The organism is Bradyrhizobium sp. CCBAU 45321 (assembly GCF_028128975.1).
Lineage (GTDB): Bacteria > Pseudomonadota > Alphaproteobacteria > Rhizobiales > Xanthobacteraceae > Bradyrhizobium > Bradyrhizobium yuanmingense.
The window spans coordinates 119,943-133,684 of record NZ_LFKZ01000130.1; the positions used below are offsets into that span (position 1 = coordinate 119,943).

The window sequence follows — 13,742 nt, forward strand, 5'->3', positions numbered from 1 at the left end:
GCCGGCGCTTGCCAAGCGTCACGAAACCATAACAATGCGGGGCCGGCGCGACCGATGTCCGGATTCAAGACGATCGCCCTTCAGTGGCTGCTGGCCCTTGCAATCGCGTTCGCCCTATCGACGGTGCGCGAAGCCATTGCGGCCGGGAGCGACACTCCCTCGACTGCCATCCATTTCACCTTCGACCGTCCCATCGATGCGAGCATGGCGCCATTCTTCCTTGCGGCGAAGGACGGCAGGTTCGGCGCCGAGCATCTCAACGTGTCCTTCAACAGCGCGAGCGGATCGCCGGAGGCGCTCGCACGGCTCGCCAAAGGCGACAGCGAGCTCGCGCTCGTCGACATCAACGAGCTGATACGCTTTCGTGACAAGGACGACGCGGCGCCAGTCAAGGCCGTGTTCGTGCTGTTCGACCGCGCGCCTTATGCGATCGTCGCGCGCAAAAGCCGCGGTATCCGTCTCCTGCCCGACCTCGACGGCAAGACCGTCGGCGTTGCCGACGGCGATCTGTCGATGCGGCTATGGCCGGCGCTGGCGCAGCAGAACGGCATCAAGGCATCGCACGTCAAATTCCACAAGATCAGTGCCGCGGTGCACGAGCCGATCCTGTCCGCAGGACAGGTCGATGCCGTCGCCGGGTTCAGCTATCTCTCGGCGGTGAACCTGCGCGATCGCGGCGTACCCGAAGCCGATCTCGTCGTGCTGCGCTATGCGGACTACGGCTGTGAGGCCTACGGCTTTGCCGTGGTGGCCAACACCGCCTTCGCCGCAGCGAAGCCGGATGCCGTGAAAGGCTTCGTTCGCGCCTTGATCGCGGGCATCATCGCGACGGCGAGGGAGCCGGCGCGTGCGGCGGAGGAGGCCGCGAGCCGCATCGACGACGGCGACCGCAATTTGGAGCTGAAGCGCCTGCACGCGGTCCTTGCCGACAACATCCTGACCGAGGAGGTCAAGCGCAACGGCCTCGGCGGCGTCGAGCCGGCGCGCCTGGAACGTTCGATCGATCAGATCGCGCGGGACTTCAAATTCCGCAAACGGCCGACGGCTCGCGACGTTTTCGACGACCAGTACCTGCCGCCGCCGGCAGAGCGGCTGATCAACTGAGCAAAACTGAAAGCTTGCGCTGTATCTCGCGGCGGTCCCGGCTTAGAATGTGGACTCCGTCTTCGCCGAGTCCCTCGCCTCCATGTCCCTCCTCCGTCTCTACACCCGCGTTCTCGAGCTGCTCGGCAAGGAGGCGCGGCTGGGCTGGCTGCTCGCGGTCGCCAACCTCCTGCTGGCGGGATCGCAGTTCGCCGAGCCCGTGCTGTTCGGCCGGATCGTCGACGTGCTCTCGGGCAAGACCGTGGCCGGCTCGAGCTCGGCCTGGCCGTTCCTGGTCGCCTGGGTCGCGTTCGGGCTGTTCACCATCGTCTGCAGCGCGATCGTGGCTTTGCAGGCCGACCGCCTCTCGCATCGCCAGCGCCAGGCGGTGCTGACCGACTATTTCGAGCACATCCTGCAGCTACCGTTGACCTTCCACTCCGGCACCCATTCCGGCCGGTTGATGAAGGTCATGCTCAATGGCACCGACGCGCTGTGGCGGCTGTGGGTCGGCTTCTTCCGCGAGCATTTTGCCGCGATCCTGTCGGTCGTCGTGCTGCTGCCGTTGTCGCTCTACCTGAACTGGCGGCTGGCGATCCTCTTGTTCGTGCTCTGCATCGTGTTCACGGCGCTGACCACCTTCGTGGTGCGCAGGACCTTCGGCATGCAGATGGCGGTCGAGGAGCACTACAGCGAGCTCTCCGCGCGCGCGTCTGATGCGCTCGGCAACGTCGCGCTGGTGCAGAGCTTCGTGCGCGTCGAATCCGAGGTCAAAGGGCTGCGCTCGGTCGCCGACGAGCTGCTGGCCGCGCAGATGCCGGTGTTGTCGTGGTGGGCGCTGGTCACGGTGATCACGCGCGCCTCCACCACCATCACGGTGCTCGCGATCTTCACCCTCGGCATCGCGTTGCACGACCAGGGCCTGACCTCGGTCGGCGAGATCGTGATGTTCGTGAGCTTCGCGACGCTGCTGATCCAGAAGCTCGAGCAGGTGGTCAGCTTCATCAACAACGTGTTCATGGAAGCTCCGCGGCTGCGCGAGTTCTTCAATGTGCTCGACGCCGTGCCCGCGGTGCACGACCGGCCGGACGCAATCGATGCCGGCAGGCTGTCGGGCCTCGTCGAGTTCAACGACGTCACGTTCTCCTATGACGGCAAGCGGCCGGCGATCGAGGACCTCACCTTCACCGCGCTGCCGGGCCAGACCATTGCGCTGGTCGGCCCGACCGGGGCCGGCAAGTCCACCGCGATTGCGCTCCTGCACCGGGCCTTCGATCCGCAATCCGGCGTCATCAAGATCGACGGCATGGACGTGCGCGGCGTCACGTTGACCTCGCTGCGGCGGAACATCGGTGTCGTGTTCCAGGAAGCGCTGCTGTTCAACCGCTCGATCGCGGAGAACTTGCGCGTCGGCAAGCCGGATGCGACCGAGGCCGAGATGCGTAAGGCGGCGGAACGCGCGCAGGCGCTGGAGTTCATCGAGCGCAGCGGCGGTTTCGAGACCAATGCCGGCGAGCGCGGCCGCATGCTCTCCGGCGGCGAACGGCAGCGGCTCTCGATCGCCCGCGCCCTGCTGAAGGACCCGCCGATCCTGATCCTGGACGAGGCGACCTCCGCGCTCGACGCGGTCACCGAGGTCAAGGTGAACGCCGCTCTCGACGAAGTGATGAGGGGCCGCACCACCTTCGTGATCGCCCATCGCCTCTCCACCATCCGCAACGCCACGCGGGTCCTGGTGTTCGAGAATGGACGGGTGATCGAAACCGGAACTTTCGATGAACTCGTGGCCAAAGGCGGCCATTTTGCCGAGATGGCCAAGGCCCAGTTCATGGTGCAGGAGAACGCACGGGCCAGCGTGACGGCCGCCGAGGCTGCCTCGACAGCTGTCAAATCCCCCTAGCAAGTCCCGAGAGGACCGTCGAAATTCGGCCTACTTCGTTGCGGAATACCGCGCCGATCCCCCTATTCTCGACGCACCAGCCGGTATAGGTTTGCGACGCCGCAAGCGGCGGCGCTGGATTTCAGAACCGACAATCAGATCACGAGAACCGGCCCTATCAGGCGGATCTCCAAGGACCGGAATCGGATAGTGCACGCCCTTCGCCCGCTGCTTCGCAAATCCCTGTTCAACCTGTTCGCTGCGATGCTCGCCTGTGCCGCGATGCTCGCGCCGCGCACGGCGAGTGCCGAAGCGCTGCTGCTGATCGAGGCCGACAGCGGCAAGGTGTTGCAGGCCGAAAACGCGACCCTTCCCTGGTATCCGGCCTCCGTCACCAAGATCATGACCGCCTATGTGACGCTGAAGGCGGTCAAGGACGGCAGGCTGACGCTCGACACGCTGCTCACGGTGTCGCCGACCGCGGCCTCGCAATCGCCATCGAAGATGGGGTTCCGCCCGGGAACCCAAGTGACCGTCGACAACGCGCTGAAGATGATGATGGTCAAGTCGGCGAACGACATGGCCGTGGTGCTCGCCGAAGGCGTCAGCGGCTCGGTCGACGGCTTCTCCGCGGTGATGAACGACACCGCGAGGAAGCTCGGCATGGCGCAGACGAGCTATGTAAATCCAAACGGCCTGCCCGCCGAGGGCCAGATCACCTCTGCGCGCGACCTCGGCATCTTGGCGCGGTCTTTCCTGCGCGACCTGCCGGAATACGAGTACTACATGCATATCCCGGCGATCCGCTTCGGCAAGCGCGTCACCGGCAATTTCAACAAGCTGATCGGCCGCTATCCCGGCGCCGACGGGTTCAAGACCGGCTTCATCTGCGCCTCCGGCTACAACCTCGTCGCCTCGGCCACGCGCAACGGCCGCCGGCTGATCGCGGTGGTGCTCGGTGCAAACTCCGGCACGGCACGCGCGGTGAAGGCGGCGCAGCTGCTGGAGCGTGGCTTCGCTCCGGACAACCTCACCTGGCTGCGCCCCTCGCTCGGCACGGTCGACAATCTCGTGCCGGTCGATGCCACGCCGCCGAACCTGCGCGACGAGATGTGCGGACCCAACCGCAAGCGGCCGGCCAGCGACGACGACGATGCGCTGATTGCGGCCAGTGGCGGCGCGACCGGATCGGGCTCCGCCACCGGCGGCGCGGCCCAGTTCACCTTCTTCACGGCAGGCCTGCAGCCGCCGCTGATGAAAGCTTCCGAGCTGATGGCCTCGGCTGCGGCGCCGACCGAGCCCGTGCTGGTCTATACCGGCCCGACCCGCACCGGCACCGCCCTGATTGCTGCTGTGGCAGCCGATGCCGACCAGCAGGCCGCGTCCAAGCCGCGCGCCAAGAAGCCGCGCGTCGCCAAGAAGCCAGACGCCGCCGACAAGCCGGCCGATAAGCCCAAGGACACCAAGACCGCGGCGGCCAAGCCGGATGCCAAGCCGACTGACGGCAAGGCGGCCAAGCCGGCCACGCCCCAACCGGCCGCAACCAAGCCGGCTGGCGCCAAGCATGCCGCGACCAAGCCGGATGCGGTGGCGAAGCCCGCCGAGAAGCCTTCGGCCGGCGGCGATCAGGCGGCGAAGCCCGCCAAGCCCAAGGCAGCGACGACCCCCGCCGCGACGAAGCCTCCCGCCGCGGCCAAGCCAGCCAACAACAGTTAACGCCGCTCGGCACGAAACCGCAGCCCCGCTTCGCACCTGCGGCAGCACCGTTTTGCGACGATTCCAGTAGCGACGCTGCGACCTTTGCCCTAAGCCACGACGGCTTGCCACCCGTTCCGGCAAGCTGGATACTGGCGACAACGAGGCAAGCCCGAGAACAACGGGCCCTGGTCAATGAGGGGAGTCTTCCATGGAGCGCATCTGGCTCAAGCAATATCCGCCCGGCGTGCCTGCCGATATCGAGCCGACGCAATACGCATCGCTGGTCGACCTGCTGGAGGAGAGCTTCACCAAGTTCGCCGACCGCAAGGCATTCATCTGCATGGACAAGTCGATCAGCTATCGCGACCTCGACCAGATGTCGGTCGCGCTTGCCGCTTACTTGCAGGGCCGCGGGCTGCAGCGCGGCGCGCGTATCGCCATCATGATGCCGAACGTGCTGCAATACCCGGTCGCGACAGCCGCCGTGCTGCGCGCCGGTTTCGCGGTGGTCAACGTCAACCCGCTCTATACGCCGCGCGAGCTCGAGCACCAGTTGAAGGATTCGGGCGCCGAAGCCATCATCGTGCTGGAGAACTTCGCTCATACGGTCGAGCAGGTGATCGCGAGGACGCAGGTGAAGCACGTCATCGTCGCCAGCATGGGCGACCTGCTCGGCTTCAAGGGCGTGATCGTCAACCTCGTCGTCCGCCGGGTCAAGAAGATGGTACCGGCCTGGTCGCTGCCAGGCTCGGTCTCTTTCAACGACGCACTATCCGCCGGCCGCGGCATGACGTTCAACAAGCCGAAGCTGTCGCCGGGCGACGTCGCCTTCCTGCAATATACCGGCGGCACCACCGGCGTCTCCAAGGGCGCCACCCTGCTCCACCGCAACATCGTCGCCAACGTCTTGCAGAACGATGCGTGGCTGCAGCCGGCGCTCGCCGCGCCGCCACATGTCGAGCAGCTGATGATCGTCTGCGCGCTGCCGCTCTATCACATCTTCGCGCTGACGGCCTGTTATCTGCTCGCAGTGCGCGCCGGCGGCTGCAACCTGCTGATCCCGAACCCGCGCGACATTCCCGGCTTCATCAAGGAGCTGGCGAAATACCAGGTCAACACCTTCCCGGCGGTGAATACGCTCTACAACGCCTTGATGAACCATCCCGACTTCAAGAAGCTCGACTTCTCCAAGCTGAAGATCTCGAACGGCGGCGGCATGGCGGTGCAGCGCCCCGTTGCCGAGCAATGGAAGAACATCACGGGCTGCAGCATTGCCGAGGGCTACGGCCTGTCGGAGACCTCGCCTGTCCTGACCTGCAATCCGCCGACGGCGACCGAGTTCGCCGGCTCGATCGGCATCCCCGTGCCGTCGACTTACATCTCGATCCGGGACGACGAGGGCAACGAGGTCCCGCTCGGACAGGCGGGCGAGATCTGCGCCAAGGGTCCGCAGGTGATGTCGGGCTACTGGAACAGGCCGGAGGAGACCGCCAAGGTGATGACCGCGGACGGCTATTTCCGCACCGGCGACATCGGCGTGATGGACGAGAGGGGCTATATCAAGATCGTCGACCGCAAGAAGGACATGATCCTGGTCTCCGGCTTCAACGTCTATCCGAACGAGGTCGAGGAAGTCATCGCGAGCCATCCGGGCGTGCTCGAATGCGCCGTGATCGGCATCCCCGATTCCAAGTCGGGCGAAGCGGTGAAGGCCTTCGTGGTGAAGAAGGACCCGAACCTCACGGCGGATGCCGTGATCAAGTTCTGTCACGACCAGCTCACCGGCTACAAGGTGCCCAAGCACGTCGAATTCCGCAACGACCTGCCGAAGACCAATGTCGGCAAGATCCTGCGTCGGCAGCTGCGCGACGAGAAGAAGGCGGAGGCGGCGTAAGGCGCGCCTCCGTTCATGGCTGACGCCCGCGACATCACGCCATCAGGCGTTCTCGCCTTCTGGCGAGAGGCCGGGCGCGAACGCTGGTACGAGCGCAGCGATGCTTTCGATGCGGAGATACGACGCCGCTTTCTCTCGCTGTGGCAGAGGGCGGCCGCCGGCGAGCTGGCGTCATGGGAGGCGAGCGACGACGGCGCGCTCGCACTCGTCATCTTGCTCGACCAGTTTCCCCGCAACATGTTTCGCGGCACACCGCAGGCCTTTGCCAGCGACGCACAGACGCGCGACGTCGCCCGCCGCGCCATCGCGCGCGGCGTCGATCGCAGGGTCGATCCCCTCCTGCTCGAATTCCTCTATTTGCCCTTCATGCATTCCGAGCACCTGGCCGACCAGTTGCACTGCGTCGCGCTGTTTCAAAACACCGACAATGCCGAAAGCCTGAAATACGCGCGCGACCACGCCGACATCATCGCGCGGTTCGGCCGCTTTCCCCACCGCAACCGTCTCCTCGGCCGCGACACCACCGAGGAGGAGCAGGCCTTCCTCGACGGCGGCGGTTTTGCCGGCTGATGACATCACGGTGAACGGCCGCCATCCTCGCCGCTTCCGCCACCGGCAATATTGTGCAGGCCCGCCGCCCGGTCTAAAAAGCGGGACCGATTTTCAGGGAGACTGACGATGGCGATCCAGATTGGCGACAAGCTGCCCGAGGCGAAATTCCGCGTGATGACGGCGGAAGGCCCGCAGGTGAAGACCACCGACGACATCTTCAAGGGCAAGAAGGTGGCGCTGTTCGCGGTGCCCGGCGCCTATACCGGCACCTGCCACAAGATGCATCTGCCGAGCATCTTCCTCAACGCCTATGCCATGAAGGACAAGGGTGTCGACACCATCGCCATCGTCTCCGTCAACGACGCCTTCGTCATGAACGCCTGGAAGCGCGACACCGACCAGCGCGACGAGGCCGTCTTCCTCGCCGACGGCAATGCCGACTTCACCAAGGCGATCGGCATGGAGCTGGACGCCTCCGCCAACGGCCTCGGCATCCGCTCCAAGCGCTATTCGATGCTGATCGAGGACGGCGTGGTCAAGAAGCTGAACCTCGAGGCGATGCCCGGCAAGGTCGAGGTCTCCGGCGGCGATACGCTGCTTGGGCAGCTGTAAGCGCTTCGCGACAACAGACGCTGTCATGCCCCGGCTTGACCGGGGCATCCAGTACGCCGCGGCCTCTCGGCTCAATCACAACCGCCTCTGGAATACTGGATCACCCGCCTTCGCGGGTGATGACAGTTCGGGGCGGAGCGACGACGCCGCCCCCTACTCCCTCACCCGCTGCTGCAACCGCGCCATGACGATCCCATCGCGCGCCAGCTGGTCGGCGCGCTCGTTCTCGGGGTGGCCGGCGTGGCCCTTGACCCAGTGCCAGCGGACCTCGTGCTGCTTCAGCGATGCGTCGAGGCGCTGCCATAGCTCGACATTCTTCACCGGCTTCTTGTCGGCGGTGCGCCAGCCGTTGCGCTTCCAGCCGAAGATCCAGCCGGTGATGCCCTGCCGGACATACTGGCTGTCGGTGTAGAGGTCGACCGTGCACGGCCGCTTCAGCGCTTCGAGTGCCGAGATCGCCGCCATCAATTCCATCTGGTTGTTGGTGGTGTGCGGCTGGCCGCCGTTCAGCTCCTTCTCCTTGTCGCCGAACTTCAGGATCGCGCCCCAGCCGCCCGGCCCGGGATTTCCCGAGCAGGCGCCGTCGGTGTAGATCGTCACCTTGGGAAGCTCGCTCACGCCACCAGTCCCGACGGCATAAGCCCGTAGTCACGCACGCTCGTCACGCTTTGGTGGAAGCGCAGCTTACGGAAATACTCCAAGGGATCCTTCGGCTTGACCAGCGCGCCTGCGGGCACGTTGAGCCAGTCGACCAGCCGCGTCAGCAGGAAGCGGATCGCCGCGCCCCGCGCCAAGAGCGGCAGCGCGGCCTCTTCGGCTTCGCTCAGCTTGCGCACCCGGCCATAGGCGTTGAGGAAGGCACGCGCCTTGGTGACGTTGAAGGAATGATCCGGCTCGAAGCACCAGGCGTTGAGGCAGATCGCGACGTCATAGGCCAGCATGTCGTTGCAGGCGAAGGTGAAGTCGATGATCCCCGAGAGCTTGTCGCCGAGGAAAAAGACGTTGTCGTTGAAAAGGTCGGCGTGGATCACGCCTTCGGGCAGGTTGCTCGGCCAGACCCCGCTGGAGAGATAGTCGAGCTCGGCGGCGAGGAAGGCGCGCAGCCCCGGCTGCACCTCGTCCGCACGATTCGAAGCCGCATCGAACAGCGGCCGCCAGCCGGCGACCGAGAGTGCATTGGCGCGCCGAACCGCGAAATTGGCGCCGGCCAGATGCATCCGGGCCAGCCCCTCGCCGACGCCGGCGCAATGGGTCGCGTTCGGCTTGCGCGGCCAGATGCCTTCGAGAAAGGTGATGATCGCGGCGGGCCGGCCTGCGAGCTCGCGCAAGGCCTCGCCGTCGCGTCCCCTCACGGGCAGCGGACAATTGACGCCGTGCTCGGCGAGGTGCGTCATCAGTCCGAGGAAGAACGGCAGATCGTTCTTCGCCACGCGCTTTTCGTACAGCGTGAGGATGAACGAGCCTTTGCTCGTGTGCAGCAGGAAGTTGGAATTTTCGACGCCCTCGGCGATGCCCTTGTAGGAGAGCAATTCGCCGAGATCGTATTGCTCCAGGAAATCCGCAAGCTCGTCGGCGGCGACGTCGGTGTAGACCGCCATAAAGGTCTACTCGGCGGCGGCTTCGGGGCGCACCTGACGCGGCAACGGGAAGAACTCGTTCTCTTCCGCGGCCGAGACCGTCTCCACGTGCAGCGTGTAGCGCTCGGCGAAGGCGTCCATGATTTCCTCGACGATCACCTCGGGCGCGGACGCGCCCGCGGTGATGCCGAGGCTCTTGATGTTGCCGAACCTGCCCCAGTCGATGTCGGTGGCGCGCTGCGCCAGCACCGCGATCTTGCAGCCCTCGCGCTCGGCAACCTCGCGCAGGCGCTGCGAGTTCGACGAGTTGGGAGCACCGACCACGATGAGCGCGTCCACCACCGGCGCCACCTTCTTCACGGCGAGCTGGCGGTTGGTGGTGGCGTAGCAGATGTCTTCCTTGTGCGGCCCGTTGATGTTGGGGAAGCGTTCCTTGAGCAGCGCGACGATCTCCGCGGTGTCGTCGATCGACAGCGTGGTCTGGGTCACGAAGGCGAGGTTGTTGGGGTCCTTCGGCGTGATGGTCTTGGCGTCCTCGGCGGTCTCGATCAGGGTCACGGCACCCGGCGGCAGCTGGCCGAGCGTGCCGACCACCTCGGGATGGTGGGAATGGCCGATCAGGAAGATCTCGCGGCCGCGCTTGAAGTGGATCGCGGCCTCGCGATGCACCTTCGTCACCAGCGGGCAAGTCGCATCCAGCGAGAACAGGTTGCGGGACTGGGCGTCGGCCGGAACCGACTTCGGCACGCCGTGGGCCGAGAACACCACCGGGGCGGTGGTATTCTCCGGGATTTCTGCGAGCTCCTCGACGAAGATGGCGCCCTTCTTCTTCAACCCATCGACGACGTACTTGTTGTGCACAATCTCATGGCGAACATAGACGGGGGCGCCGTACTTATCGAGCGCCCGTTCGACGGTGTCGATCGCCCGGACCACCCCGGCACAGAAGCCGCGGGGAGAACAAAGCACGATCTTGAGGTCTGGTTTGGCTGACATTGAGCGATCTCGGGACCGAATCACCCGTTCGCGTTCTGCCGGGGCGGTCGATGGATGGGAATTTGGCTTAAAACTGTCGGCTTGAACCTTACAGCGGTTCAAAGGGAATTGGGCCCCCTTTCGGGCGGTGTCAAGGCACTATCTATAGCAGAACCATTGCATGGCTACCCCCTCCGGGCTTATATAGCGCGAATTCCCTGTCATCGCTGATGACCACCGGTTTCGCCTCCAGAGGGGTGGGCGAAGCACAAAGGAGATTTGCCATGAGCAACGCACCTCTGATGCCCAAGGCGACCGCCGTTTGGCTGCTCGACAACACCGCGCTGACCTTCGACCAGGTCGCCGATTTCACCAAGATGCATCCCCTCGAGGTGCGCGCCATCGCCGACGGCGACGCCGCCCAGGGCATCAAGGGCATGGATCCCCTCTCCAATGGCCAGCTGACCCGCGAGGAAATCGAGAAGGGCGAGAAGAACCCGGACTACCGGCTCCGCCTCCAGGAGAGCAAGGTGGTGCTGCCGCCCCAGCCCAAGCGCAAGGGCCCGCGTTACACCCCGGTCTCGCGCCGCCATGAGCGCCCGAGCGCCATCCTCTGGCTGCTGCGCAACCATGCGGAGCTCAAGGACGCCCAGATCATGCGCCTGGTCGGCACCACCAAGAGCACGATCGCGAGCGTGCGCGACCGTACCCACTGGAACACCTCGGCGCTGACCCCGATCGACCCGGTCACGCTCGGTCTGTGCTCGCAGATCGAGCTCGATTTCGAGGTGCAGCGCGCGGCGAAGGAGAAGCCGATCGACGCAGCCTATGGCGGCGCCACCCTGCTGCCGGCCTCCGAGACCACCCGCAAGGACGAGTACGAGCCCGCGGAGAAGTCCAGTGACGACCTCAACGTCGACGCCGTGTTCGCCAAGCTGAAGACGCTCGGCGGCAAGAAGCACGAGGACGAGGAGGAGTAAGGCTCCGCACTTCGTTCGCGATTATGCATCAGGCAAGACGCGGCAGGAAAAACTGCCGCGTTTTTTGCTCGATTGTCGCGAGAGAACTTCAGCCATCCCGTCACTGCAAGCGCAGCGCGCAATGACGTAGAAGGCGGGGAGCGCTATCTTTACGGCCGCACGGGGTTGTTCAGCATGTACTCGCCGAGATCGCGCTGGCGGCGGTCGGCGCGCGCGGTGGCGGCATTGCGCTGGACGTCGCGGTCCTTGCGGCAGGCCACGTATTCCGGCGAGCCCTGCGCATATCCCCGGCTCTGGCAGACCGCATCGTCGTCGTCGCCGCCCGCCGCCACCGGATTCTGGTAGCGCGCCGAGCACGCGGAAAGAGCGACGGCGAGAGCTAAGGCGGTCAGCAGGCGTGGCGCGGCGGCAAGTGGCATACGAGGTTCCCTATCGGCCGGCCCTGTTTAGCGCGGAATGCGGAGATTGTAAGTCCCTGGACGCCGTTCCACGCTCGCTGTCGTTCCCCGCACAGGCAGCGATGACAGTGGAGAGCGGTGAAGCAACGCCCTTCCCGCCCCGGGATGACGCTTCGCCTCACATCCGTCCCTTCAGCGCCTCTCCGATCTCCTCGAGTGCCTTGGGATCCTCGATCGTCGCCGGCATTGTCCAGGATTCGCCCTCGGCGATCTTCTTGATGGTGCCGCGCAGGATCTTTCCGGAGCGCGTCTTGGGCAGGCGGCCGACGGTGATGGCGAGCTTGAACGCGGCGACCGGGCCGAGCTTGTCGCGCACCAGCGCGATGATCTCCTTCTCGATCTCGGCCGGCGGGCGCTTCACGCCTGCCTTCAGCACCAGGAAGCCGCAGGGCACCTCGCCCTTGATCGCATCCTTGACGCCGAGCACGGCGCATTCGGCGACATCGGGATGCGAGGCCAGGATTTCCTCCATGCCGCCGGTGGAGAGGCGATGGCCGGCGACGTTGATGATGTCGTCGGTGCGGCCCATCACGAAGACATAGCCGTCCTCGTCCTTGTAGCCGGCGTCGGAGGTTTTGTAATAGCCGGGGAATTCGCTCAGGTACGCCTCCTTGAAGCGCGCGTCCTGGTTCCACAGCGTGGGCAGGCAGCCCGGCGGCATCGGCAGCTTGATGACGATCGAGCCCATGGTGTTGGGGCCGACCGGCTTTGTCGCTTCGTCGACGACATCGACTTGATAGCCCGGCATCGGCACCGTCGGCGAGCCGTGCTTCACCGGCAACATGCCGAGGCCGACCGGGTTGCCGGCGATGCACCAGCCGGTCTCGGTCTGCCACCAATGGTCGATCACCGGGACCTTCAGCTGCTGCTCCGCCCATTCCACGGTCGGCGGATCGGCACGCTCGCCGGCGAGGAACAGCGTGCGGAATTTGGAGAGGTCGTACTGCCGGATGAATTTCCCTTCCGGGTCTTCCTTGCGGATGGCGCGAAAGGCCGTCGGCGCGGTGAAGAAGGCCACCGCCTTGTGCTCGGAAATCACGCGCCAGAACGCGCCGGCGTCGGGCGTGCCGACCGGCTTGCCCTCGTACATGATCGTGGTCGCGCCGTGCAGCAGCGGGCCGTAGACGATGTAGCTGTGGCCGACCACCCAGCCGATGTCGGAACCGCACCACCAGACCTCGCCCGGCTTGACGCCGTAGAGGTTGAACATCGACCATTTCACCGCGACGAGATGCCCGCCGTTGTCGCGCACGACGCCCTTCGGCACGCCTGTTGTGCCCGAGGTATAGAGGATGTAGAGCGGGTCTGTCGCGGCGACAGGCACGCAAGCCGCGCGCTTGCCGTCGTTCAGCGCCTTGCGCCGCAGGCTGGCCCAGTCGTAATCGCGGCTCGGCGTCATCTCGCAGGTGAGCTGCGGACGCTGCAGCACGATGCAGGCTTTCGGCTTGCTGCTGGCAAGCTTGATCGCCTCGTCGAGCAGCGGCTTGTACTGCACGATGCGGCCGGGCTCGATGCCGCAGCTGGCGGACAGGATCAGCTTGGGCTGCGCATCGTCGATGCGGGTGGCAAGCTCTTTCGCGGCAAAGCCGCCGAACACCACCGAGTGCACCGCACCGAGCCGCGCGCAGGCGAGCATCGCGACCACCGCCTCCGGCACCATCGGCATATAGAGGATGACACGATCGCCTTTGGCGACACCGAAATCCTGCATGATTGCGGCGAGCGCCTGGACCTCGTTCAGCAGTTCGGCATAGGTGAGCTTGGTGACCGAGCCCGTCAGCGGCGAATCATGGATCAGTGCGACCTGGTCGGCGCGGCCGCGTTCGACGTGGCGGTCAAGGGCGTTGTAGCAGGTGTTGACGACGCCGCCGGCAAACCAGCGGCCGTAGGTTCCTTGCGAGGGATCGAAGATCTTCGTTGCAGGTTCGATCCAGTCGATCTCTTTGGCCGCCTCGGCCCAGAACCCTTCCGGATCCGCCAGCGAACGCGCGTGGACCTCGTGATAACGGCTTTTGCCCTGGATATTCATTCCCG

Annotated in this window: 12 protein-coding genes; 7 read left to right on the forward strand and 5 right to left on the reverse strand. The window is 65.4% G+C overall.

Features of this window, described 5'->3' with window-relative positions; genetic code table 11:
- Positions 1–54: 54 nt before the first annotated feature.
- From ACM43_RS33090 to ACM43_RS33115, 6 genes are all read left to right on the forward strand, one after another.
- Positions 55–1,104 (forward strand): ABC transporter substrate-binding protein, encoded by a 1,050-nt coding sequence (locus ACM43_RS33090; RefSeq protein ID WP_271545836.1) that lies wholly within the window; start codon positions 55–57, stop codon positions 1,102–1,104.
- A gap of 82 nt (positions 1,105–1,186) precedes the next feature.
- Positions 1,187–2,983, forward strand: coding sequence for a glucan ABC transporter ATP-binding protein/ permease (locus ACM43_RS33095; RefSeq protein WP_271545838.1), 1,797 nt, complete (start codon positions 1,187–1,189; stop codon positions 2,981–2,983).
- Positions 2,984–3,172: 189 nt separating this feature from the next.
- Entirely contained in the window at positions 3,173–4,678 is a 1,506-nt protein-coding gene (locus ACM43_RS33100) for a D-alanyl-D-alanine carboxypeptidase family protein (protein WP_225111594.1), read from the forward strand.
- Between the two features lie 190 nt (positions 4,679–4,868).
- On the forward strand, positions 4,869–6,554 hold the full coding sequence (locus ACM43_RS33105; RefSeq protein WP_157283050.1) for a long-chain fatty acid--CoA ligase: 1,686 nt from the start codon (positions 4,869–4,871) through the stop codon (positions 6,552–6,554).
- Between the two features lie 15 nt (positions 6,555–6,569).
- On the forward strand, positions 6,570–7,124 hold the full coding sequence (locus tag ACM43_RS33110) for a DUF924 family protein (protein ID WP_271545841.1): 555 nt from the start codon (positions 6,570–6,572) through the stop codon (positions 7,122–7,124).
- Positions 7,125–7,232: 108 nt separating this feature from the next.
- Positions 7,233–7,718, forward strand: a complete 486-nt coding sequence (locus tag ACM43_RS33115; RefSeq protein WP_028180275.1) for a peroxiredoxin — start codon at positions 7,233–7,235, stop codon at positions 7,716–7,718.
- A gap of 153 nt (positions 7,719–7,871) precedes the next feature.
- On the opposite strand, the gene rnhA is transcribed toward ACM43_RS33115, so the two are convergent.
- Genes rnhA through ispH form a run of 3 tightly spaced genes read right to left on the reverse strand, consistent with a single transcriptional unit; the run spans position 7,872 to position 10,291 of the window.
- Positions 7,872–8,336, reverse strand: a complete 465-nt coding sequence (gene rnhA, locus ACM43_RS33120; RefSeq protein WP_271545843.1) for a ribonuclease HI — start codon at positions 8,334–8,336, stop codon at positions 7,872–7,874.
- Positions 8,333–9,316, reverse strand: coding sequence for a homoserine kinase (locus ACM43_RS33125; protein WP_157283054.1), 984 nt, complete (start codon positions 9,314–9,316; stop codon positions 8,333–8,335). The genes rnhA and ACM43_RS33125 overlap by 4 nt, the downstream gene beginning before the upstream one ends.
- A 6-nt stretch (positions 9,317–9,322) precedes the next feature.
- Positions 9,323–10,291 carry a 4-hydroxy-3-methylbut-2-enyl diphosphate reductase gene (ispH, locus tag ACM43_RS33130; RefSeq protein ID WP_157283056.1) on the reverse strand — a complete coding sequence of 323 codons (969 nt, stop codon included), beginning with the start codon at positions 10,289–10,291 and terminating at the stop codon, positions 9,323–9,325.
- Between the two features lie 263 nt (positions 10,292–10,554).
- Between ispH and ACM43_RS33135 the strand changes: the two genes are divergently transcribed.
- Entirely contained in the window at positions 10,555–11,250 is a 696-nt protein-coding gene (locus tag ACM43_RS33135) for a DUF1013 domain-containing protein (RefSeq protein WP_035997500.1), read from the forward strand.
- Between the two features lie 149 nt (positions 11,251–11,399).
- Here ACM43_RS33135 and ACM43_RS33140 read toward each other — a convergent pair whose 3' ends face one another.
- Positions 11,400–11,669, reverse strand: a complete 270-nt coding sequence (locus ACM43_RS33140) for a hypothetical protein (protein WP_225126530.1) — start codon at positions 11,667–11,669, stop codon at positions 11,400–11,402.
- A 157-nt stretch (positions 11,670–11,826) separates the two neighbouring features.
- Positions 11,827–13,737, reverse strand: a complete 1,911-nt coding sequence (locus tag ACM43_RS33145) for a propionyl-CoA synthetase (protein WP_271545848.1) — start codon at positions 13,735–13,737, stop codon at positions 11,827–11,829.
- Positions 13,738–13,742: the final 5 nt, after the last annotated feature.

Excerpts from the sequence above, each read along its gene's own strand:
- ACM43_RS33090 (WP_271545836.1), top strand. The coding sequence starts at position 55 with ATGTCCGGATTCAAGACGATCGCCCTTCAGTGGCTGCTGGCCCTTGCA.
- ACM43_RS33095 (WP_271545838.1), top strand. The coding sequence starts at position 1,187 with ATGTCCCTCCTCCGTCTCTACACCCGCGTTCTCGAGCTGCTCGGCAAG.
- ACM43_RS33105 (WP_157283050.1), top strand. The coding sequence starts at position 4,869 with ATGGAGCGCATCTGGCTCAAGCAATATCCGCCCGGCGTGCCTGCCGAT.
- ACM43_RS33110 (WP_271545841.1), top strand. The coding sequence starts at position 6,570 with ATGGCTGACGCCCGCGACATCACGCCATCAGGCGTTCTCGCCTTCTGG.
- ACM43_RS33115 (WP_028180275.1), top strand. The coding sequence starts at position 7,233 with ATGGCGATCCAGATTGGCGACAAGCTGCCCGAGGCGAAATTCCGCGTG.
- ACM43_RS33125 (WP_157283054.1), bottom strand. The coding sequence starts at position 9,316 with ATGGCGGTCTACACCGACGTCGCCGCCGACGAGCTTGCGGATTTCCTG.
- ispH (WP_157283056.1), bottom strand. The coding sequence starts at position 10,291 with ATGTCAGCCAAACCAGACCTCAAGATCGTGCTTTGTTCTCCCCGCGGC.
- ACM43_RS33135 (WP_035997500.1), top strand. The coding sequence starts at position 10,555 with ATGAGCAACGCACCTCTGATGCCCAAGGCGACCGCCGTTTGGCTGCTC.
- ACM43_RS33140 (WP_225126530.1), bottom strand. The coding sequence starts at position 11,669 with ATGCCACTTGCCGCCGCGCCACGCCTGCTGACCGCCTTAGCTCTCGCC.
- ACM43_RS33145 (WP_271545848.1), bottom strand. The coding sequence starts at position 13,737 with ATGAATATCCAGGGCAAAAGCCGTTATCACGAGGTCCACGCGCGTTCG.